Genomic DNA, 22,314 nt, shown 5'->3' on the forward strand with positions numbered 1-22,314 from the left:
GTGACGGGAAGCGGAGCCTCACACGACCTGCGCCAGAGGCGGACCCTGACTGCCCCGGCATCCCGGCAAGCATCTTCGATCAACCCACCCGCTCGGCGAGCCGCCGGCGGATGAACAGGTGGAGGGACCGTGCCCGCATCCCGCGGCAGGATGTTCACCCGACCAAGAAGAAGGGGCAGGGTCCTGACGGCTCTGCTGGTGGCCCTTTCACTGCTGCTCCAGGTGGGCTTCCAGCCCACCGCGAGGGCCGCGACCACGATCACGATCACGGTCAACTTCGCGCTCCCCGAAGGTTTCGAGCGTACCCAGATCCACGACTGGGTCGCCGACATGAACGGTGCCAACGAACTGCTCAGTGACTCCTTCAAAGAGGAACTGATGCGTAACAAGGGGTCCATTCCGGTTGGGTTCATGGACAACTGGGTGGACTTCGACGGAACCATCGCCATGAGAGGTTCCACCCTGACGATCACAGCGGAGACCGACGAGCCGCCCCCCGAGCCGACCCCTGCGCCGCCCCCCGGAGTGTCCCCGTGGGCGGCCTTTCTGATCGGCCTCGCCACCGTGGGGATCTATCTCACCATCCGAATCGCCTGCTCTTTGTTCTTCCTTCCAGAGTCAGGCCCGCTGGCCCCCCTCGCCAACGCGGCATGTTCGGGGCTGGCGACCTTCTTCGCGAATTTCGCCAGGGGCGCGATCGTCCAGGCCGTCGCCCCGAGCGCGGATCCGAACGCCTGGTGGAATCTCCTGATCTGGTCCTTTGTCCTCGGCGCGAGCGCGGCCCTGTGGGACGGCTACTTCGGGCCCCGCTTGAACCTCGACCACGGGAGCACGTTCACGAACCTGGCCCGGCGCGTGCGTGATTTCGGCGGCCAGGTGAAAACCTGGTGGTGGGGGGGCAGCGTCGGCGCGTCCATGGAAGCCGCGGCCGCGATCGTGGAGGAGAACGTCCCTCAATACGTGGAGGAGATCGAACTCGCCGCCGGCGAACGTGGCTCGCAAACCCGGGCCCTGCGGGTGATGCCGCTCGGTGACTCCATCACCCACGGCGTCGGCGGGACCCCCGGCGGCGTCGGCTATCGAGGCCGCCTGTGGGACCTGTTGCAGGACGACACGAGCTCCCTCGACTTCGTCGGCTCCGTGGACTCCGGGCACGGCAACATCCCTGACACCGACCACGAGGGGCACCCCCGCTGGCGGATCAACCAGATCGACCAGCCGGCGGCCGAGTGCACGATCAGCCGCTACCGGCCCAACGTCGTCGTGTTGCACATCGGGACCAACGACCTGGCGAACGACGACGATCCCGACACGGCCCACATCCGTCTCGGCGGGCTGGTCCGCAGGATCACCGACATCTCGCCGCTCACCACGGTCCTTGTCTCCAGCCTCGTGCCGGCGAAGGACGAGAGGGACAACGCGCTGATCGCGACGTACAACGCCAGGCTGCCGGCCATCGTCGACAACCTCCGCGCCGAGGGCAGACGCGTACGGCTGGTCGGCAACGGCGCTCTCGGTTTCACCGCGGCCGACCTGAACGACTCGCTGCACCCCAACAACTCCGGCTACCGCAAGATGGCCAACGCCTACCACAACGCGATCGACGCCGCGATGGGCGAGGGCCTGATCATGCCCGCGCTCCCCGGCGACGACCGGCCGTGCACCCCGGCGCCGGCCGGCCCGCCGCCGCCCCAGACGGGCCCCGCTCCCGCGGGCTGGAACTACGCCGGCAAGATCGCCTCGGTTTCCGGCGCGAGCCGGGCGCAGGTGCGGTTCGCCGACGTGAACGGCGACGGCCGCGACGACTACCTCCTGGTCGGCGACCAGGGCCAGGTCAAGGCCTGGCTCAACAACCGCGCCGGTCAGGGTGGCGGCTGGAGGTACATCGGCGAGATCGCCGCCGGGGCGGCCCCCCGCCACCAGGTGCGGTTCGCGGACGTGAACGGCGACGGCCGCGACGACTATCTCGTGGTCGGCGACCAGGGCCAGGTCTCGATGTGGCGCAACGCCGGCACCGGCGACGCCGTCTCGTGGGCCGGCCAGGGCGAGATCGCCTCCGGCGTCGGCGCGAGCGGTCCCACGGTGACCTTCGCCGACGTCAACGGCGACCGCCGTGATGACTACCTGGTCCTCGGCGACTACGGCCAGATCCGCGCGTGGACCAACAACCGGGGCGGCTCCGGCTCGGCCTGGCTCGCGGTCGGCGAGATCGCCTCCGGCGTCGGCGTGGCCCGCGCGAACATCGGCCTGGCCGAGATCAACGGTGACCGCCGGGCCGACTACCTCGTCCACGACACTCTGGGCGGGGTGAAGGCCTGGTTCAACAACGGCGCCGGCACGACCGGTACGACGACCACCCCCATGCCGAACGACCCCCAACCGCCGCCGCCGGGAGGCCTGCCGCTCTGCGTGGCCAACCGGTGCTGGTGATCTGAGGCGCCCTGATCGAGCAGAGCGAGACCGAAACTCACATCACGGGCTTCGCCGGAGACCGTTCCGGCGAAGCCCCGCGCCCGCCGGCCGTGACGCGCGGTCGGAGGTCGCGACGGTCCGTGCGCAGGAGCCCCGGCCGCTGACGAAGGGCGGCCGTGGGCCGATGCACGGACGGCCAACGGTCGGCTACGACGGCGCCCATCCCGCCGAGGTCCCTCGCTCGCTCCGGCTCCCGCGTCGAAGAAGCCACCCGGCCGCGGGGACCCGACGTCCCGGATCGGTCAGGGGCGGCCCGGATCGGCCCCCCGCGACGGGCGCGCCGCGCCGCCCCCGGTTCGGCGGCGGCCCGGTGCGGCCCGGTGCGGGCCGACGCGTCACGCGGGATAGCGGCGGGGGGTGAACACCACCCGGCTGCCGTCACCCCGCTCGGCCACCCGCGTGGTGGACGAGCCCACCAGCAGCAGGCAGCGCATGTCGATCGCGTCGGGGTCCAGGTCGCCCAGGGTGGTGACGGTCATGCTCTCCCGGGGCCCGCCGACGTCGCGGCCGACGACCACGGGGGTCTCCGGCGCCCGGTGCTCCAGCAGCAGGTCCCGCGCCGCGGCCACCTGCCAGGTACGGCTCTTCGACGCCGGGTTGTAGATCGCCAGGACGAGGTCGGCCTTCGCCGCGGCGCTGATCCGCCCGGCGACCACGTCCCAGGGCTTGAGCAGGTCCGACAGCGACAGCACGCAGTAGTCGTGGCCGAGGGGCGCACCGGCCCTGCTCGCCACCGCGTGCGCCGCGGTCAGGCCGGGCAGCACCCGTACCGGCACGTCCGCGAACCTCGGCTCGCACGCCACCTCCAGCACCGCGCTGGCCATCGCGAACACCCCGGGGTCGCCCGAGGAGACCACGGCCACCCTCGATCCGGCCGCTGCCAGCTCCAGCGCGTGCGCGGCCCGTTCGGCCTCCACCCGGTTGTCGGTGGGGTGGCGGCGCTGGCGCGGGTTGGGCGGGACGCGGTCCAGGTAGGGGCCGTACCCGACGAGCTCGTCGACACCGGCCAGAGCCTCCTGCGCCTCCGGAGTCAGCCACGGCCGCCCGGCGGGGCCGAGCCCCACCACGACCACCTCGCCGCGCGCCCTCACGTCGCTCACGCTCCCGGCCCCGGTGACGGGCGCGGGGCCCGCCGCGTTGACGGGGCTCGGGATCAGCGCCAGCGAGAAGTACGGGACGCTGCTGGGGTCGACCTCGGCGAGCGGGGCCAGGCGCTGCTGCCCGGTGGTGGCGCGCTCGACGTACCAGGCCTCGTCGAGCCGTCCGGCCTCGGCCAGCGCGTCACGGACCTTGGTGAACGTACGGCCGAGTTTCAGCACCGCCGCCGAGTCGGTGGACGCCAGGCGCTCGGCGAGCACCTCCGCCGGGAGCGTTCCGGGCAGCACGGTCAGGACCTCGTCCCGCTCGACCAGCGGGCGTCCCAGGACCGCCGAGGCGCCGCTCACCGACGTCACGCCCGGCACGACCTCGGTGACGTAGCGGTGCGACAGGCGCTTGTGCATGTGCATGTACGAGCCGTAGAAGAGCGGGTCGCCCTCGCACAGCACCACCACGTCGCGCCCGGCGTCCAGATGGGCCGCCAGCCGCACCGCGCAGGCGGCGTAGAAGTCGTCGATCGCCCCCTGGTAGCCGCCCGGGTGGTCGGTGGTCTCGGTGGTGAGCGGGTAGATGAGCGCCTCCTCGACCTGTCCCTCCCGCAGGTAGGGCGCGGCCACCGAGCGGGCGATGCTCCGGCCGTGGCGGGCGCTGTGGAAGGCGATCACATCCGCCTCGCCGATCAGGCGGGCGGCCTTGACGGTCACCAGTTCGGGGTCACCGGGTCCGAGTCCCACGCCCCACAGCCGTCCGGTCACGCGTCCGGTCACGTCGTCACTCATTCTTCCTCGCTCGCGATCGCGTTGATCGCGGCGGCGGTCATCGCGCTTCCGCCCCGCCGTCCGTCCACGACCAGGTACTCCAGGTTCGCCGGGTGCTCGGCGAGGGCCTGCTTGGACTCGGCGGCACCGATGAAGCCGACCGGGACGCCGAGGACGGCGGCCGGGCGGCCCGCGCCCTGCTCGACCATCTCCAGCAGCCGGAACAGCGCGGTCGGCGCGTTGCCGATCGCGACCACCGAGCCCTGGAGCCTGTCGCGCCACAGCTCCAGCGCGGCGGCGCTGCGGGTCGTGCCCAGTTCCGCGGCGAGTTCCGGCACCCGGGGGTCACCGAGGGTGCAGACCACCTCGTTGCCCGCGGGCAGACGCCGCCGGGTCACCCCGGAGGCGACCATCATGGCGTCGCAGAGCACCGGCGCGCCCGCGAGGAGCGCCTCGCGCGCCGAGGCCACGACCCCGGGTGACCAGCGCAGATCGCTCACCAGGTCGACCATCCCACAGGCGTGGATCATGCGGACCGCGACCCGGGCGACGTCGGCGGGCAGGCCGGAAAGGTCGGCCTCCGCGCGGATGGTGGCGAAGGAGCGGCGGTAGATCTCCGCGCCGTCGCGGACGTAGTCGATCACAGTTCCCCTCTGGCGGCCGCCAGCGCGGCCGCGGTCTCCTCGATGCCGGAGCAGGTCAGGCCGGTGCCGTCCAGCTCCAGGCGGTAGCCGTCACCGGTGGCGACGACATCCGCGACCCGCCCCCTCGGACGGCCGCAGCGCCTGCCGCAGCCCGCCCAGTGCACGGGGAGCGTACCGGTGCCCCGCCCGCTCCCGGACGGCGGGGCCGCGCCGATGGCTGTCGCGACGGCGGCGTCGGCCTGGACGTCGGCCAGGGACTTGGCGCAGCCGGGACGGCCGGTGCAGGCCGTCACACCGATCCACGGCGAGGCGGGGTCGACGACCAGCCCGGCGGCCTCCAGGCGGGCGGCCGTGCCCGCGACCTCGGCGCGGTCCAGGCCGGGCAGGACCACGCCACGCCACGGTGTGAGCCGGATCTCCCCGCCCGAGGCCGCGTCCGCGAGCAGCAGCGCCCGCTCGGAGGTGAGCCGCCCCAGCGGGATCGCCACCCCGAGCGCGACTCTCGCGCCTTCGTCGCCGTTCCCGTTTCCCGTTCCGTCCGTACTCCCGATGACGCCGACCGGCCCGAGGGTCACGACCCGCGTTCTCACCGGGGCGAAGGGGGGCGTACCGGAGACCCCGAGGGCGGTTCGCACCCGGGCGGCGATCAGGGAGGGGCCGTCGGGGAGTTCGGCGATCCGCCAGGCGGTGACGTCCCGGGCGGCCAGCTCGTCGAGGAACGCCTCCGCGGCGGCGAGCAGGGCGGTCACGGCTCCGTCCAGCGGGACGCGCAGGCCGGTGTCGGTCCCGGCGAGGACCAGCGCGGCCTCGTCCGGTCCGGTGGGCAGGATTCCCGCGTCGGCGCCCAGGCCGGCCACGTCCCCCCGGCCGTCGTCGAGGGCGAACATGAAGCGCCCCGGCAGGGCGGCGAGGGCGGGACGGGCGCACAGCCGCCGGTCCAGCTCGCTGATCAGCGGTGTGACGTCGACGATCCCGCCGCCGCGCGGATGCTCCGATCCGGCCGGATCGGTCGGCCCGGTCGGTACGGCTGGATCGGCTGACCCGGCCGGTTCGTCCAGTCCGGTCAACGGGGAGGCGAGGATGTTGCGGATCCGCTCGTGTGTCGCCGAGGGCAGCAGGCCCGCCTTCGCCATGCGCGCGGCGAACCCGCTCCCCCTCCCGCTGTCCGTGACGCCGTCCGGGTCCTCCGGGCCGAGGCCGCGTACCTGGACGTTCGCGCGGGAGGTCAGCTCGATGACGCCGCCGCCGTACGCCGAGGCGGCTTCGGCGAGTTCGCGCAGCTGGGAGGGGGTGAGGCGACCTCCGGGCACGCGGACGCGGGCCAGGCCGCCGTCCGCGGCGGCATGGACCTGGAGCGCCCCGGGGCACGCGTCGAGTCGCGATCGTCCGGAAAAGTCGGCAATGGACACTCGAAGGATGTTAATGCCAGTTTCTTGCAACGAACCGGACTGCCGTAGTGTCATCGGTGGCGACGGCAAAGGGAGGAAGCCGGTGTGATTCCGGCGCGGTCCCGCCACTGTAACCGGGGAGCGAACCCCACCCGGGCCACTGTCCGACGACGGGCGGGAAGGCCGGGGTGAGCACCGATCCGGGAGCCAGGAGACTCCAGCCGTCGCGGCCGACGACGACCCGGGGCGAGGACCCCGAGGGAGGAAGCTCCGTGCGCTCTTCGCCGTTCCCCCGCGACATCGTGGACACCGCGTACATCGTGGACACCGTGGCATCGCCGTTCCCCCGCCACGCCGCGCGCTTTTCGCCGCTCGACCGCCACACCGTGGCGGCACCGTCCCCCCGCCATGCCGTGGCGTCGCCGTTCCTCCGCCATGCCGTGGCATCGCCGTTTTCCCGCCTGTCCTCCCGCCACGCCGTGGCGCCCCTGGGCCGTACCGCCCTTCCTCTCCTGGAGTGTGGCGCGTGATCCTCCTGCTCTCGACCTCCGACACCGACCTGCTGAGCGCTCGCGCGAGCGGCGCCGACTACCGGCTCGGCAACCCCGCCAGGCTCACCGCCGACGACCTCCCGCCGCTGCTGGAGGGCGCCGAACTGGTCGTGGTACGCCTGCTGGGCGGGCGCCGCGCCTGGGAGGAGGGGCTGGACGCCCTGCTCGCCGGTCCCCGGCCCGTCGTCGTGCTCGGCGGCGAACAGGCGCCCGACGCCGAGCTGATGGAGCTGTCCACCGTGCCCGGCGGGGTCTGCGCCGAGGCGCACGCCTACCTCGCCCACGGCGGCCCGGCCAACCTGACCGAGCTGCACCACTTCCTGTCCGACACGCTGCTGCTCACCGGCCACGGGTTCGCCGCGCCCGAGCCCACCCCCACGTGGGGGACGCTGGAGCGCGAGGCGCGAGACCAGGAGGGACACGACGGGCCCGTCGTCGGGGTTCTCTACTACCGGGCCCACCACGTGGCCGGGAACACCGCCTTCGTCGAGGCGCTCTGCTCGGCGATCGAGGACGCGGGCGCGCGGGCGCTGCCGGTGTACTGCGCCTCCCTGCGCACCGCCGAGCCCGGCCTGGTGGAGGTCCTGCGTACGGTGGACGCCCTGGTGGTGACCGTGCTCGCGGCGGGCGGCACCCGTCCGGCGACCGCGTCGGCGGGCGGGGACGACGAGGCCTGGGACGTCGGCGCGCTCGCCGAGCTGGACGTGCCGATCCTGCAGGGCCTGTGCCTGACGAGCAGCCGGGCCTCCTGGGAGGAGAACGACGACGGCCTGTCCCCGCTGGACGCCGCCACCCAGGTCGCGATCCCGGAGTTCGACGGGCGGATCATCACGGTGCCGTTCTCCTTCAAGGAGATCGACGAGGACGGGCTCACCGTCTACGTGGCCGACCCCGAGCGGGCCTCGCGGGTGGCGGGCATCGCGGTGCGCCACGCCGCGCTGCGGCACATCCCGCCCGCCGAGCGGCGGCTGGTGCTGATGCTGTCGGCCTACCCCACCAAGCACGCCCGCATCGGCAACGCCGTCGGCCTGGACACCCCGGCCAGCCTGGTACGGCTGCTGGCCGCGCTGCGCGAGCGCGGCTACGACATCGGCGCCGAGGACGAGCTGCCCGGGGTGACCGGGCAGGACGGCGACGCGCTCATCCACGCGCTGATCGCCGCGGGCGGGCAGGACCAGGACTGGCTCACCGAGGAGCAGCTCGCCGGGAACCCGGTGCGCATCGCGGCGAGCCGGTACGCCGAGTGGTACGCCACCCTGCCCGCGGACCTGCGCGCCCGGATGGAGGAGCACTGGGGTCCGGCGCCCGGCGAGCTGTTCGTGGACAGGTCGCGCGACCCGGAGGGCGAGATCGTGCTGGCCGCGCTGCGCTCCGGCAACGTGGTGGTCATGGTGCAGCCGCCGCGCGGCTTCGGCGAGAACCCCATCGCGATCTACCACGACCCCGACCTGCCGCCCAGCCACCACTACCTGGCCGCCTACCGCTGGCTGGCCGACGGCTTCGGCGCGCACGCCATGGTCCACGTGGGCAAGCACGGCAACCTGGAGTGGCTGCCCGGCAAGTCGGCGGGCCTGTCGGCCTCCTGCGGCCCGGACGCCGCGCTCGGCGACCTGCCGCTGATCTACCCCTTCCTCGTCAACGACCCCGGCGAGGGCACCCAGGCCAAGCGCCGCGCCCACGCCACCCTGGTCGACCACCTCGTCCCGCCGATGGCCCGCGCCGACAGCTACGGGGACATGGCCAGGCTGGAGCAGCTCCTCGACGAGCACGCCTCCATCGCGGCGATGGACCCGGCCAAGCTGCCCGCGATCCGCGCCCAGATCTGGACACTGATCCAGGCCGCCAGGCTCGACCACGACCTCGGCGTCGCCGACCGCCCGCACGACGCCGAGTTCGACGACTTCCTGCTGCACATCGACGGCTGGCTGTGCGAGGTCAAGGACGTCCAGATCCGCGACGGCCTGCATGTGCTGGGGGCCGCCCCCGAGGGGCAGCCGCGCGTCGACCTGGTGCTGGCCATGCTCCGCGCCCGGCAGATGTGGGCGGGCAGCGAGGCGCTCGTCGGGCTGCGCGAGGCCCTCGGCCTGGCCGAGGACGGCAGCGCGGGACGGATCGGCGTCGACGAGGCCGAGACCCTGGCCCGCGCCCTGGTCGAGGCGATGGAGCACCGGGGCTGGGACCCGTCGGCGGCGCGGGAGGTGACCGCCGAGGTCCTGGGCCGGGCGGACACCCCGGCGGAAGACGCCGGTCCGGCCGGTGTGGCCGGTGTGGCCGGTTCTGGCTCGGTCGGCGTGGCCGGTTCCGGCGGCGGGCACGGCTCGGCAAACTCGACCGGCTCGGCAAACTCGACCAGTGCGACCAGTGCGACCGGCGCGACCGGCTCGGAGGGCGCGACCGGCTCGGAGGGCGTGACCGGCTCGGAGGGCGTGACCGGTCATCGGGGCGGCCCGGGAGGACCGGCCGGCGAGGGCCGTGCGCGCGGCGCGGACCTCGAGACGGTGGAGCGGATCCTGCGCTTCGCCGCCGTCGAGGTCGTACCCCGGCTGGCGCGTACCACCGACGAGATCGACGCGATCCTGCACGCCCTCGACGGCGGCTACGTCCCGGCCGGGCCGAGCGGGTCGCCGCTGCGCGGGCTGATCAACGTGCTCCCCACCGGCCGCAACTTCTACTCGGTCGACCCCAAGGCCGTGCCGAGCAGGCTGGCCTGGGAGACCGGCCAGGCGATGGCAGACTCCCTGCTGGAGCGCTACCGCGCCGACACCGGCGACTGGCCGCGCTCGGTCGGGCTGTCGGTCTGGGGGACCAGCGCCATGCGCACCGCCGGGGACGACGTCGCCGAGGTGCTGGCGCTGCTCGGCGTGCGGCCGGTCTGGGACGAGGCCTCGCGCCGCGTCACCGGCCTGGAGCCCATCCCCGCCGCGGAGCTGGGCCGCCCGCGCGTGGACGTCACCGTCAGGATCAGCGGCTTCTTCCGCGACGCCTTCCCGCACGTCGTGGCCATGCTGGACGACGCCGTACGGCTGGCGGCCGGGCTGGAGGAGCCCGAGGAGCTGAACTACGTGCGGGCGCACGTGCTCGCCGACCAGGCCGGGCACGGCGACGAGCGCAGGGCCACCATGCGGATCTTCGGCTCCCGGCCGGGCGCCTACGGTGCAGGGCTGCTGCCGCTGATCGACAGCCGCAACTGGCGCGACGACGCCGACCTGGCCGAGGTGTACGCGGTCTGGGGCGGCTTCGCCTACGGCCGGGGCGTTGACGGCGTCCCCGCCAGGCAGGACATGGAGACGGCCTACCGCAGGATCGCCGTGGCGGCCAAGAACGTCGACACCCGCGAGCACGACATCGCCGACTCCGACGACTACTTCCAGTACCACGGCGGCATGATCGCCACCGTACGGGCGCTCACCGGCAAGGCCCCGGCCGCCTACATCGGCGACAGCACCAGGCCGGACGCGGTCCGCACCAGGACGCTCTCCGAGGAGACGTCCAGGATCTTCCGCGCCAGGGTGGTCAACCCCCGCTGGCTGGCCGCCATGCGCAGGCACGGCTACAAGGGCGCCTTCGAGCTGGCCGCCACCGTCGACTACCTGTTCGGCTACGACGCCACCACCGGAGTCGTCGCCGACTGGATGTACGACAAGCTGGCCGCGACCTACGTACTGGACCCGGAGAACCAGGCGTTCATGGCCAAGTCCAACCCGTGGGCGCTGCACGGGATCGCCGAGCGGCTGCTGGAGGCGGCCAACCGGGGCATGTGGGAGCACCCCGACCCCGCCATCCTGCGCGACCTCCAGGAGGTCTACCTCAAGTCCGAGGGCGACCTGGAGGACGGCGCCTGACCCGAGGCCCCACCGGCTCCGGCGGCCGGCCCACTACGAGGAAGGCGTCCGCTGCGCCTTCTCGGCCGCCGCCGCCTTCAGGCGTCTGCGCATGAGGAAGAGGAAGAGAAGGACGAACGCCGGAGTTACGAAGAGCATGTAGATGACGGCGCCCCGCCAGTCGAAGGCGCCGTCCCCCGACCCGGAACCGAGGGGGCCGAGCCACAGGGAGAGGAATCCCATCACGACACCCGCGACAACACCTGACGCGAGACCGAGAAGACCCGCTCGCCACAAAGCACTTCGGGGATCCTTGATGTCGATGATGCCGAGAAGGCCGTATCGCCATAAACGAGATCGGCGGTCTGTCATGTCAATCCCCTTCGCCCCTGAAACAGTCAAGCCCCGTTGTGGTCGTGCCGTTGGAGCCTTCTCCCTATCCGGGTGGGGTGATCGAAAACGTTCTGGATAAATATTCGCTGATCGAGCCCGCCGTGTTGAGCCCGCTGTGTTGAGCCCGCTGTGTCGAGCCGACGGCACCGGGCGCCGGTCCTGCCCGAGATCCACCCACGCGTGGAGGCAGCCGCCCGGGTCCGCCGCGGAAGCGGAGCCGGACACCGGGCGCGGGTGGGTCTCGGGCAGGGGGCGCGGAGGCTCTCAGCCCAGGGCGTGGTCGAGGTTGAACGCGGCGCTGATCAGCGCGAGGTGGGTGAAGGCCTGCGGGAAGTTGCCGAGCTGCTCGCCGGTCTGCCCGATCTCCTCGGCGTACAGGCCGAGGTGGTTGGCGTAGGTGAGCATCTTCTCGAACGCCAGCCGTGCCTCGTCCAGGCGCCCGGCGCGGGTGAGCCCCTCGACGTACCAGAACGAGCAGATGGAGAAGGTGCCGTCCTCGCCGCGCAGCCCGTCCGGGCTCACCGCGGGGTCGTAGCGGTAGACCAGCGAGTCGGACACCAGGTTCGCGCCCAGCGCGTCGAGGGTCGACAGCCACTTGGGGTCGATGGGGGAGACGAACTTCGCCATCGGCATCATCAGCACCGAGGCGTCGAGGACGTCGTCGTCGAAGTGCTGGACGAACGCCCGCAGCTCCGCCGACCAGCCACGCCGCATGATCTGCCGGTAGATCGTGTCGCGGGCCAGCTGCCAGCGCGGCGTGTCGGCGGGCAGCCCGCGGTGGGCGGCCATCCGCATGGCCCGTTCGATCGCCACCCAGCACATCAGCCGCGAGTAGACGAAGTTTTTACGCCCGCCGCGCGTCTCCCACACGCCCTCGTCGGGCTGGTCCCAGTTGTCGCAGACCCAGTCCACCAGGATGTGCACGTCGTCCCACAGGGCGCTGGAGATCGGCTGGTGCCACTTGTCGTAGAGGTAGACGGAGTCGAGGAGGGCGCCGTAGATGTCCAGCTGGAGCTGGTCCACGGCGGCGTTCCCGACGCGCACCGGGGCCGAGCCCTGGTAGCCCTCGAGGTGGGGCAGCTCGCTCTCGGGCAGGTCGGTGCGCCCGTCGATGCCGTACATGATCTGCAGCGGGCCCGAGGCGCCGCCGCCGTCGCGGCTGACGTGCCGGGACAGGAACCCCATGAACGCCTCGGCCTCCTCGGTGAAACCCAGCCGCAGCAGCGCGTACACGCAGAACGCCGAGTCGCGGATCCAGACGTAGCGGTAGTCCCAGTTGCGCTCCCCGCCGATCTGCTCGGGCAGGCTGGTCGTCACGGCGGCCACGATCCCGCCGGTCGGCGCGTACGTGAGGAGCTTCAGCGTCAGCGCGGACCGGTGGACCATCTCCCGCCATCGGCCGCGGTAGTTCGAGGAGGACAGCCAGCGGCGCCAGTACGCCACCGTCGAGGCGAACTCCTCCTCGGCCTCCTCGATCGGGCACGAGCGCGGTGTCACATCCTCGCCGTGCCTGTCGAGGGCGAACACCGCGCACTCGCCCTCGTTGAGCTTGAACTCCGAGCACACGTCCTGGCCGTCCACCTCCAGGGTGGCGCTGGACGACAGGGTCAGGGACAGCGACGGCGACTCGAAGAGCGCCCGGCCCTGGTGCATGCTCAGGACGTGTGACTGCCTGCCGTAGTCGAAGCGCGGGGCCACCCGCGCCCGGAACGGCAGCGACCCGCGTACGCATCTCACCCGCCGGATCAGCCGGTGCCGGGCGCCGTCGCGCGTGTCGCCGACGATCGGCATGAAGTCCTGGACCTCGCCCACCCCGTCGGCGGCGGAGAAGCGGGTGATCAGCACGTTGGTGTCGGGGAAGTAGAACTGCTTGGTCCTGGCCGGGGCGACCGTGCTCAGCTCGAACGAACCGCCCCGGCCGGAGTCCAGGATCGAGCCGAACACGCTGGGCGCGTCGAAGCGCGGGCAGCAGTACCAGACGATGGTGCCGCCGGTGTCCACCAGCGCCGCGGTGTGCAGGTCGCCGATCAGCCCGTGGTCGGCGATGGGCCGGTATCCGGGGGCGCCCGCCGGGTCCTGACGAGCGGATTCCGCTGCTGTCATCTCGGCCTTCTCACGTCGCGAGCAGGGCACCTTACGCCCTCAAGCTACGTGCCCCGGACGCCTGCCCGGTTCCGTCCCGCGTCAATCCCGCGTCAAGGAGTCGGCACGTTTTCCGCGGGCGAGGACAAAGGCCGCCCGGCGACGGCCCCGTCACCGGGCGCGGGATTCGTGGTGCGGCCGTGGTGCGGCTCCCGGCCGGGAGCCGGCACTCAGGCGCTTTCGGAGCGTCCCAGCCGCCAGTAGCCCATGAAGGCCACCGAGGAGCGGTCGACGCCCGCCTCCTGCACCAGGTGGCGGCGGAGCAGCTTGACCATGCCCGCCTCGCCCGCCAGCCAGGCGTACAGGCCGTCGCCGCCCGACACCTCGGGGGCCTCGGGGACCTCCCAGAGGATCTCCTCGTCGACGTCGACGTCCTCCAGCGGGGCCACGGCGGCGGGGACGGGCTCACCGGCGACGGGCTCACTGGAGACGGGCTCACCGGGGACGGTGCCGCCCGGCGCGGTGAGCGTGCCCAGGACGTCGCGTACGGCCGGGATGAGCAGGTCACCGTGGCGGGCCCCCTCGCGGGGCAGCCAGATGACGTTCACGCCCGGACGGACGTCGAGCGGGAGCGCGTCGGCGGCCTCGGGGACCTCCAGCAGCGCCGTGGCGCGCACGGAGCCGGCCAGCGACTCGACGATCGCGGCGATGGCGGGCACGGCCGTCTCGTCCCCGGCCAGCAGCAGGTGCGCCGCCCCGGCGGGCGGGGCCCACTCCTGGCCGCCGACGGGGCCGGGGTGGGCGGCGTTGGGGCCGACCACCACGATCCGGTCGCCCGGGGTGACGTGGGTCGCCCAGCGGGAGGCGGGACCGCTCTCACCGTGCAGGACGAAGTCGATGTCGAGCTCGCGCGGCTCGGGCCGTACGGCGCGGGCGGTGTAGGTGCGGATCGGGTTGCGCAGCTCGTCGGGGAGCGCCCGCCACCGCTGGTACCAGTCGCCGCCGTCGCCCAGGGGGGTGATGCCGCCGTCCGGCAGCGGGAGGATCACCTTGATCCGCTGGTCGAAGCCCTTGTCGGCGAAGCCCGCCAGGTCCTCGCCGCCGAAGGTGACCCGGACGAAGCTCGGGCTGAGCCGCACCGTCCGCAGGACCTCCACCTGGTGGCCGCGATAGGCCGGAACCTCCGCCGCGCGCTCCAAGGTCTGCTCGCCCGCTGTCATCGTGCCGCCTTCACTGGGGGAATGCTTCCCCAGCAACTTAGCTTTGCCTAACCTTATTAAGCAACCTGATGGGATCTCCGTTCTGTCCCGTTCTCGTCATATTTCGCCGATACGGCCAGGGACCCTCCGCCGGTGCGGTCGCGGCGTCCGCCGGGTACGGTCACGTGGCGTCCGCCGGGCACGGTCACGTGATGTCCGCCGGGCACGGTCACGTGATGTCCGCCGGGTACGGTTGCGCGGCGTCCGCCGGGTACGGTTGCGCGGCGTCCGCCGGGTACGGTCGCGCGGCGTCCGCCGGGTACGGTCGCGCGGCGTCCGCCGGGCACGGTCACGCGGCGCGGGCCTTCTCGCCCTCGCGTGTCTCCAGCGCGCCGCGTCGCGTCCTCCCGTCGAGGTCCGGCCCGGCGACGGGCCGGCTGCCGGCACGGCCGGGCGTCCCGGTGCCGTCGGCGCGCTTCGGGACGCCCGTGCGGTACGGCTCGCACGCCCAGCTCGGCCTGCTCACGCGGAGCGTCTCGCGGCTTCGGGGCGCGGTGTCCGGCCGGTCCGGCCCGCCGGGACGAAGAGGGTCTGGCCCGCCGGGACGGAGCGCCACGGTCCGGGGGAGCGCCTTCCAGGCCGGGGGCGTCTCCGCGCGGGGGAGTGCCTCCTCGGCCGGAGACGTCACGCCGGTCCACGGGTCCACCCGGTCCCGCGACCCCGTCCTCCTGCGGTGCCGTCCCGCCGAGACACGGGGGCGCAGCCGGGACAGGACGAACGTCGTGCCGAGGACGAAGGCCAGCAACCCGGCGATCGCGGCGGTCTCCATGGACACGGGGAGCGTTCCCGGCGTGTCCGCCGGGGGAGCGGAGCCCGGGGCGAGCGCCGGGCGAACCTCGATCCGCCCGGCCGCCACGGGGGCCGGGTCCTTCTCGGCGGCGCCCGTCAGCTTCTCCTTGACCTTGCGCGGCAGCCCGTACCCGACCACCTTGCTCTGGTCGCGCGTCTTGCGCTTCAGCCAGACCCGGTCGACGTTCCCCTCGATGGTGTGGATCGTTCCACCGTTCACGCTCTCGACGACGCCGACATGGTCGATGCCCTTGATGTCCTTGCCGCCGGACCAGTCGAAGAAGACCAGGGCGCCCGGCTCCGGCGTCCGCGTCCACGCGTCGTGGGTCTCGAACCAGCGGGCCTGCGACGGGGTCCAGGCGAACTGCCCGACGTACTCCTGCACGTCCGCCTTCTCCGCGGCCCAGGCGATGAACATCGCGCACCAGGGGGCCGTCCTGTACTGCGGGTCCTGAGCCACGTTCACCGCGTACCACTCACCGAACTTGCTGTGCTGGCCGGATCCCTCCCGGTACCCGAGTTCGGGCTTGATGGTCCTGAGCAGATCGTCACCGATCGGATCCATGGCTGTGAGCCACCCCGTCCACTCTCCTCCACCCTTCCGAGAAGGGGGCGCCGTCCGACAAAGCTGGACTGTATTCGCAGAAAAACGGAAAAGTAGGCCTATTTGCTTAAAAAGCCGAGTCGACAGGCTGTCAAATACCGGATTCGGCGAAAGGCGGGAAAAGCACCCCCGCAGCACCTACCATCGACTGGCCTCAGGCTCCGGCCGACGCCCGGTTCCAGAACGCCACCCCCGGAAGGCCGGCCCGGAACATCGCCCCTGGAACGCCGGCCCCGGCGGCCCGTTCCGGTCCCGGTCTGTGAGGTACGAGGGCGCCGGAGGCCGTTCGCGCGCACCGGGCATATCCCGGTTCACCCCGCGCTCACGGGTCACACCGGACGCGTCCCTGCCCATCGGGTCGAATAGCATGTGATGGCACGTGCGCGGCATGCGCCGGTGCCGACGCCGAGGCCTTCCCTCCCGGTCCGGCGAAAACGGGGACGCGAAGGCGGAATGGGTTTTCCATGTTCGACGACAAGACGCAGGAGACCCTCCGCCGCCTCCTGGACCTCGCCGAGCACCCCGCGACCCCGCAGGCCGAGCGCACCCTGGCCGTCGCGCGGGTCCGGGCCCTCATCATGGTGCCCGAGGGCGACGCCCGGCGGGCACCGGTCACCCCGGCGATGGAGACCGGGATCCTCAAGAGGGTCAGGCCGCTGGCCCACCGGGTCGACGAGGACCTCGTGGGCGAGGTGCACGGCGACCTCTACGCCTTCAGCACCCGCTACCGGGTGATCGGCGAGCTCGCCGAGGAGATCGCCCTCCTGCTCGAACGCTGGAGCGCCGTCGTCCCGCAGAAGCGCCACCGCCACGAGGAGGCCGTCAGGATCGCGGCCTCGAAGCTCGTCTACCTGCTGGAGCGCCGCGACCTGTTCCGAAAGCCCAAGTGGGGCAACCGCCCGAAGACCCGATAGCCCACCCGCGCCCGCGGGAGAGGCGGGCGGGTGAACCGGCGGGCGTCTCGGCGGCCCGGCCGATCGAGCCGGGAGCGGATCGATCAGAGCCAAGCGGGGCCGAGCGGCGTCAATCGATCAGGGCCCAGCGGGGCCGAGCGGGCCGGCCGTGCGATCCGTACGGTCCTGGCTGCCAGGGCTGCCAGGGCTGCCAGGGCGTTCGGCGAGCAGTGGCAGCAGCGGGTTCCAGGTGGTCCCGTCCCGGGCGTCGCGCCGCCGCCGGGCGATGGCGCTCAACGCCTCCAGCACCACGCGGTTGGCCAGCGCGGCGGTGATGTCGGCGTGGTCGTAGGGCGGGCTGACCTCCACGACGTCGACCCCGACGACCGGCAGTTCCAGGCAGATACGCCGTACGGAGTCCAGGAGCTGGCGCGCGGTGATGCCGCCGGGCTCCGGCGTTCCCGTGCCCGGCGCGTGGCCCGGGTCGCACACGTCGATGTCGACGGACAGGAAGACGCCGTCGCACTCGTCGACGGCGATGGCGAAGGCCTCGGTCAGGCACTCCTCCAGGCCGCGGTGCGTGATCTCGGTCATCTCGTACGAGCGCATCGCCCGTTCCGCCATCCAGTCCAGCGTCTCCGGCGGCGGCCAGTAGCCGCGCAGGCCGATCTGCAGGAACCGGTCGCCGCGCAGCGCCCCCGACTCGATGAGCCTGCGCATCGGCTGCCCGTGCCCCCACAGCGAGCCGAATTCGATGTCGCCGGTGTCCGCGTGGGCATCGAAATGGATCATCGAGACCCGGCCGTGCCCGAGGACGTTGGCCACCCCCTTGGCGTCGGGAAAGGCGATCGAGTGGTCACCGCCCAGGATCACCGGGATGGCTCCCGAGCGGGCGACCTTCTCGACGGCGGCCTCCAGGGCGGCCAGCGACGTCAGGATGTCGCCGGGCGGCATCTCGACGTCGCCCGCGTCCAGGACGCGCAGGTCGCGCAACCCGTCGGTGCGCAGCGCCAGGCTGGGGCGCGCCCCGTCGTGCGGCAGGTAGTCGGTCATCCGGATCGCCTGCGGCCCGAAGCGCGCGCCCGGCCGGTGCGAGGTGCCGCCGTCGAACGGCGCCCCCACGATCACGATGTCGGCGCCCGCGTAGCTCTCGGGGTCCTCCAGCGAGCACCGCTCGACGCCGAGGAAGGTGATGTCGGGCCCGAACTGGGGCCCGTAGCGGTTCGTCACTGTTCCTCCGCCGGGAAGGTACCGGTCCGCGGGCGCGGCCCGTCGCCGCCGGGCGCGGCTCGCCGGGCGGCCTCGGCCGCCCTCGGGGAGATCTTCGTCGGGAACTCCACCCGGTGGGTCAATTGGACCAGACAGGCCGGGAAAGGGACGGCGCGGGGCACGCGTCCGGAGAGACCGGGCCGGAGGACGGGATGGGGCGCGTGCCCGGGGGCTCAAGCCGGGGGGATCGGGCGCGGAGGCGAGGTCCGGCCTGGCCCGGGGAAGGTCAGGCCCAGAAGGTCAGGCCCGGAAGGTCAGGCCCGGAAGGCCGGACCCGGAAGGCCGGACCCGGTGAGGGCCGGTCGTGGTGAGGGACGGCGTGGTCCGCCGCGGCCCGAAGAGGCGAATGGTGGCCGTGGCCCTGGGAGACTTTCCGCTCGCGAGAGCGCACGACCTCGCGCGACACGGCGATTCGTCCCGGGGCCACGGCGTGTGAACTGGCAGATCCCGATGCCCGGCGGGGAAGGGCAAGCCGGGCACCGTGGGATGAGGTGGGACCCGCCAGAGCTCTCCGTCGACGCGCTGACCGGGGGTGCGTGACCGCCGCGCTGCGGTACGCACAACCGTGACGTTAAACAGCCCCGGGCGGGTGCCTCAATGATGTTGCCGGATGTTGCGCGGAATTCGCCGTCGCCCGCCGGACGCCGCCACGGGCGTCCGCCGGTCGGCCGACGCGCGGGCCGATCCCGTGCCGTCCCACTGGTACGCGGGCGATCCGTCCACCGGCGCGACGGCCGGTCCATACGTCGCCTCACCGGTACGACGACTGATCCATATGTCGCCGCACCGGTGCGGCGGCCGATCCGTCCACCGGCACGACGGCCGGTCCGTGCGCCGTCTCACCGGTGCGCCGTCTCACCGTGCGCCGGTCGGTCGGCGTGTCGCGGGAGAACCCTCGCGGGGAAACCCCGGCGGGCGGGTCACGCGGCCGGGGCCGCCGAGGTCACGCGGGGATCCCGGAAGCGGGCTCCGCAGGTGCCGCGGCGGCCGGACGGGACCGGTGGCCCGTCCGCCGTGTCACCTGCCGGTCGGCTCACCGGTGGGGTCGTCGGCCTCGCTCTCCGGCGTGGGATCGTCGTCGGCGCCGAGCTCCTTGCGCAACCGGTCGATGTCCATGCTGTGGCTGCTGTACTTCAGCTCGCGAGCAACCTTCGTCTGCTTAGCCTTCGCTCGGCCCCGTCCCATTGGCTGTACTCCCTCGCGCAGGCCGTGCTCGGCCTCTCGTCACTGTCGCATCGCCGGCTGGCGCGCTCTGACGCCGCAGGTCAGTCTGCGGTAGCCGTACCAAGTATCCCGCTTCGTGGTCGATCCGTCATCGATCGGGCTCGAACCGGCTGCGGGCCCTGTTGGAAAACGGCCTTCGCCATCATAGCCAACGTCATTACGATTTGAAGAATTATGCAATTTGCCACATCATGAGGAACGGTGTGCCGATAAACCAGACGCCGGGGAGTGACCTGATCCACGGGAGGTGGGGGACATGAGCGAGTTCGCGGCCGAGCTACGAGCGCGCATCGCCGATGTCGACGGCGAGCTGGAGCTCATGCGCCAGGCCTTCGACGATCACGCGGTCGAGGTCCTGTCCGGGCGGCTGGAGAACCTGCTGCGCATCGCCGACCGGCACGGCGTGGATGTCCGGTACGCCGGTGGCGGGCCCGTCGCCGGGGCCGTGTGATCATGCCGGTGCCGCTGCACCAGGCCAAGGCCGAACTCTTCCGTACGATCGGCCACCCGGTCCGCGTCCAGGTGCTGGAGCTGCTGCGGGAGGGTCCCCTGCCGGTGCGGGACCTGCTGAGCGCGATCGACGTCGAGGCCTCCAACCTCTCCCAGCAGCTCGCCGTGCTGCGCCGCGCGGGAGTCGTGACCGCCACCCGGGACGGCGCCACCGTCGTCTACGCCCTGTCCACCCAGGACCTGGCCGAGCTGATGTCCGTGGCGCGGTCGATCCTGGCCGAGGTGCTCGCCGAGCAGGGGGAGTTGCTCGCCGAGCTGCGCGCCGAGGCTCGCGGCTAGGGGTTTCGCGGCCCGGCCTGTCACTCCACGACCGATTATGATCGGCTCAGATCACATGATTCGGAGCGGATGGGGTCGGTCGTGAAAAGTGGGGGAGAGAGTTCGGGTCAGGCGGAGTATCGTCGTCCCGTGTTCGCCGCGGAGCGCCGTCAGCGCATCCTTGAACTGGTACGTGCCAATGGCGCGGTCTCCCTTCGGGATCTGGCCCAGTCGGTGCAGTCGTCGGAGGTGACGGTCCGGCGCGACCTGCGCGCGCTGGAGGCCGAGGGCCTGCTCAACAGGCACCACGGCGGTGCCACGCTCCCCGGCGAGCTGTCCCGCGAGCCGACGTACTCGCAGAAGATGCAGACGGCGGCGGCGGAGAAGCGGGCCATCGCCGACCTCGCGGTCTCCCTGGTCGAGGACGGCGACGCGATCGTGGTCGGCGCCGGCACCACCACCCAGGACTTCGCCCGGCGCCTGGCCCGGGTGACGGAGCTGGCCGTGGTGACCAATTCCCTGCTGGTCGCGCAGGCGCTCACCGACTCGCCCCGGGTCGAGGTGGTCATGACCGGCGGCACCCTGCGCGGCTCCATCCACGCCCTGGTCGGCAGCGCCGCCGAGCGCTCCCTGGCCGGCCTGCGGGTGCGCAGGGCCTTCATCTCGGGCAACGGGCTGACCGCCGAGCGGGGCCTGTCCACGCCCAACATGCAGGTCGCGAGCGTCGACCGGGCGCTGGCGGCGGCGGCCGAGGAGGTGGTCGTGCTGATCGACCACACCAAGGTCGGGGTCGACACGATGGTGCAGACCGTGCCGACCGAGGAGATCACCCACCTGATCACCGACGACGAGGCGCCCAGGGAGGTGCTGGACGACCTGACGGGACGGGGGGTGCGGATCCACGTCGCCCGGATCTGACGGGATCTGACGGGACTCGACAAAGCTGACGAGGTCCGGCGATCGGGAAAAGCCCGGGTTCCGACAACCTGGTGACCGAATCTGATCGGATACGATCAATCGTGACCTACTGATGTCCATTTCTTTACGATTTTGTTTCCTGGCCGGATGAACATCGAGCGCATCGACGTTCCATCGTCCTGTCCAGGAGGGCACCATGACCCTGCTCACGAGTCGTCAGGGAAGAGTCGCCGCGCTGCTGGCCGCCGTCGCCCTCGTCGCGTCAGGTTGCGCGAAGGGCGAGGAGACCGCCGCCGCACCGAGCGGTTCCAGCACCCAGGGCGGCCAGGTCGTCCAGACGCCGGCCGCCGACGCGGGCGCCGGATGCACCATCGACGCCTTCGGTGCCCAGAAGTTCGACCTCACGTCCGCCGTCGTCGGCTTCTCCCAGTCGGAGAAGGAGGCCAACCCCTTCCGGATCGCCGAGACGAAGTCGATCAAGGACGAGGCCGCCAAGCTCGGCATCGCCAACCTCAAGGTCACCAACGCGCAGTCGCAGTTCTCCAAGCAGATCAGCGACGTCCAGCAGCTCATCGCCCAGGGCGCGCGGCTGCTGGTGATCGCCCCGCTCAACTCCGACGGCTGGGAGCCGGTCCTGCAGCAGGCCGCGGCCAAGAAGGTGCCGATCATCACGATCGACCGCAAGATCAACGCCGCCCCCTGCAAGGACTACCTGACCTTCATCGGCTCCGACTTCGTCGAGCAGGGCAAGCGCGCCGCCGACCAGATGGCCAAGGCGCTGGGCAACAAGGGCAAGGTGGCCATCCTGCTCGGCGCGCCGGGCAACAACGTCACCACCGAGCGGACCAGCGGCTTCAAGGACCGGATCAAGGAGGTGGCGCCCGACATCGAGATCACCTTCGAGCAGACCGGCGAGTTCGCCCGCGAGAAGGGCCAGCAGGTCACCGAGCAGCTCATCCAGTCCAACCCCGACATCGACGGCATCTACGCCGAGAACGACGAGATGGCGCTGGGCGCGGTCACGGCGCTCAAGGGCGCGGGCAAGAAGGCGGGCGACGTCCAGATCGTCTCCATCGACGGCACCCGCGGCGCGGTCCAGGCCATCGCCGACGGCTGGCTGGTCGCCGTGATCGAGTCCAACCCCCGCTTCGGCGCCCTGGCCTTCGAGACCGCCCAGAAGTTCCTCGACGGCCAGGCCATCCCCGAGAAGGTCATCATCTCCGACCGCGAGTACGACAAGGCCAACGCGGAGAGCTCCCTCTCCGAGGCCTACTGATCCAAGGTCCACCGACCACCGAACCTGATCACTGAGCCCGATCGCCGGGGAGCCCGGGGCGCGCCGCCGCCCCGGGCCTTTTCCGGGGATCGGGGAGATCTGAGGAG

16 protein-coding genes and 1 riboswitch are annotated in these 22,314 nt (G+C 72.3%); of the genes, 7 read left to right on the forward strand and 9 right to left on the reverse strand.

Features of this window, described 5'->3' with window-relative positions; genetic code table 11:
- Nucleotides 1-198: 198 nt before the first annotated feature.
- On the forward strand, nt 199-2,430 hold the full coding sequence (locus AC5L38_RS29865) for an FG-GAP-like repeat-containing protein (protein WP_495246163.1): 2,232 nt from the start codon (nt 199-201) through the stop codon (nt 2,428-2,430).
- A gap of 377 nt (nt 2,431-2,807) precedes the next feature.
- Here AC5L38_RS29865 and AC5L38_RS29870 read toward each other — a convergent pair whose 3' ends face one another.
- Genes AC5L38_RS29870 through AC5L38_RS29880 form a run of 3 tightly spaced genes read right to left on the reverse strand, consistent with a single transcriptional unit; the run spans nt 2,808 to nt 6,381 of the window.
- On the reverse strand, nt 2,808-4,349 hold the full coding sequence (locus tag AC5L38_RS29870) for a precorrin-2 C(20)-methyltransferase (protein WP_495246164.1): 1,542 nt from the start codon (nt 4,347-4,349) through the stop codon (nt 2,808-2,810).
- Nucleotides 4,346-4,972, reverse strand: a complete 627-nt coding sequence (locus AC5L38_RS29875; RefSeq protein WP_495246165.1) for a precorrin-8X methylmutase — start codon at nt 4,970-4,972, stop codon at nt 4,346-4,348. The genes AC5L38_RS29870 and AC5L38_RS29875 overlap by 4 nt, the downstream gene beginning before the upstream one ends.
- Nucleotides 4,969-6,381, reverse strand: a complete 1,413-nt coding sequence (locus tag AC5L38_RS29880) for a ferredoxin-like domain-containing protein (protein WP_495246166.1) — start codon at nt 6,379-6,381, stop codon at nt 4,969-4,971. The genes AC5L38_RS29875 and AC5L38_RS29880 overlap by 4 nt, the downstream gene beginning before the upstream one ends.
- Nucleotides 6,382-6,427: 46 nt before the next feature.
- A riboswitch (cobalamin riboswitch) is annotated at nt 6,428-6,600 on the forward strand.
- A gap of 286 nt (nt 6,601-6,886) precedes the next feature.
- Here AC5L38_RS29880 and AC5L38_RS29885 point away from each other — a divergent pair.
- Nucleotides 6,887-10,753, forward strand: coding sequence for a cobaltochelatase subunit CobN (locus AC5L38_RS29885; protein WP_495246167.1), 3,867 nt, complete (start codon nt 6,887-6,889; stop codon nt 10,751-10,753).
- Nucleotides 10,754-10,786: 33 nt separating this feature from the next.
- On the opposite strand, the gene AC5L38_RS29890 is transcribed toward AC5L38_RS29885, so the two are convergent.
- From AC5L38_RS29890 to AC5L38_RS29905, 4 genes are all read right to left on the reverse strand, one after another.
- The gene (locus tag AC5L38_RS29890) at nt 10,787-10,975 is read right to left on the reverse strand and encodes a hypothetical protein (protein ID WP_495246168.1); all 189 of its coding nucleotides are present in this window, start codon (nt 10,973-10,975) and stop codon (nt 10,787-10,789) included.
- Nucleotides 10,976-11,389: 414 nt separating this feature from the next.
- Nucleotides 11,390-13,228 carry a glycoside hydrolase family 15 protein gene (locus AC5L38_RS29895; protein WP_495246169.1) on the reverse strand — a complete coding sequence of 613 codons (1,839 nt, stop codon included), beginning with the start codon at nt 13,226-13,228 and terminating at the stop codon, nt 11,390-11,392.
- Nucleotides 13,229-13,437: 209 nt separating this feature from the next.
- Entirely contained in the window at nt 13,438-14,427 is a 990-nt protein-coding gene (locus AC5L38_RS29900) for a siderophore-interacting protein (protein WP_495246170.1), read from the reverse strand.
- 328 nt (nt 14,428-14,755) lie between these two features.
- The gene (locus tag AC5L38_RS29905) at nt 14,756-15,820 is read right to left on the reverse strand and encodes a CHAP domain-containing protein (RefSeq protein ID WP_495246171.1); all 1,065 of its coding nucleotides are present in this window, start codon (nt 15,818-15,820) and stop codon (nt 14,756-14,758) included.
- Between the two features lie 503 nt (nt 15,821-16,323).
- Between AC5L38_RS29905 and AC5L38_RS29910 the strand changes: the two genes are divergently transcribed.
- Complete coding sequence (locus tag AC5L38_RS29910) at nt 16,324-16,773, forward strand: hypothetical protein (protein ID WP_495246172.1); 450 nt, start codon at nt 16,324-16,326, stop codon at nt 16,771-16,773.
- A gap of 117 nt (nt 16,774-16,890) precedes the next feature.
- Here AC5L38_RS29910 and speB read toward each other — a convergent pair whose 3' ends face one another.
- Complete coding sequence (gene speB, locus AC5L38_RS29915; RefSeq protein ID WP_495246173.1) at nt 16,891-17,982, reverse strand: agmatinase; 1,092 nt, start codon at nt 17,980-17,982, stop codon at nt 16,891-16,893.
- 1,056 nt (nt 17,983-19,038) lie between these two features.
- Entirely contained in the window at nt 19,039-19,206 is a 168-nt protein-coding gene (locus AC5L38_RS29920; protein WP_350976188.1) for a DUF3073 domain-containing protein, read from the reverse strand.
- 295 nt (nt 19,207-19,501) lie between these two features.
- On the opposite strand from AC5L38_RS29920, the gene AC5L38_RS29925 reads away from it, so the two are divergent.
- The 4 genes from AC5L38_RS29925 to AC5L38_RS29940 all read left to right on the forward strand — a co-directional run bounded on the left by AC5L38_RS29925 (nt 19,502) and on the right by AC5L38_RS29940 (nt 22,207).
- Nucleotides 19,502-19,696 (forward strand): hypothetical protein, encoded by a 195-nt coding sequence (locus AC5L38_RS29925; protein ID WP_362695007.1) that lies wholly within the window; start codon nt 19,502-19,504, stop codon nt 19,694-19,696.
- 2 nt (nt 19,697-19,698) lie between these two features.
- On the forward strand, nt 19,699-20,034 hold the full coding sequence (locus tag AC5L38_RS29930) for an ArsR/SmtB family transcription factor (protein WP_389911382.1): 336 nt from the start codon (nt 19,699-19,701) through the stop codon (nt 20,032-20,034).
- A gap of 69 nt (nt 20,035-20,103) precedes the next feature.
- Complete coding sequence (locus AC5L38_RS29935; RefSeq protein ID WP_389911379.1) at nt 20,104-20,931, forward strand: DeoR/GlpR family DNA-binding transcription regulator; 828 nt, start codon at nt 20,104-20,106, stop codon at nt 20,929-20,931.
- A 196-nt stretch (nt 20,932-21,127) separates the two neighbouring features.
- A complete protein-coding gene (locus AC5L38_RS29940) occupies nt 21,128-22,207 on the forward strand; it encodes an ABC transporter substrate-binding protein (RefSeq protein ID WP_495246174.1) in 1,080 nt (359 codons plus the stop codon).
- The last annotated feature ends 107 nt before the right edge of the window (nt 22,208-22,314 follow it).

Source organism: Streptosporangium nanhuense (assembly GCF_059358815.1).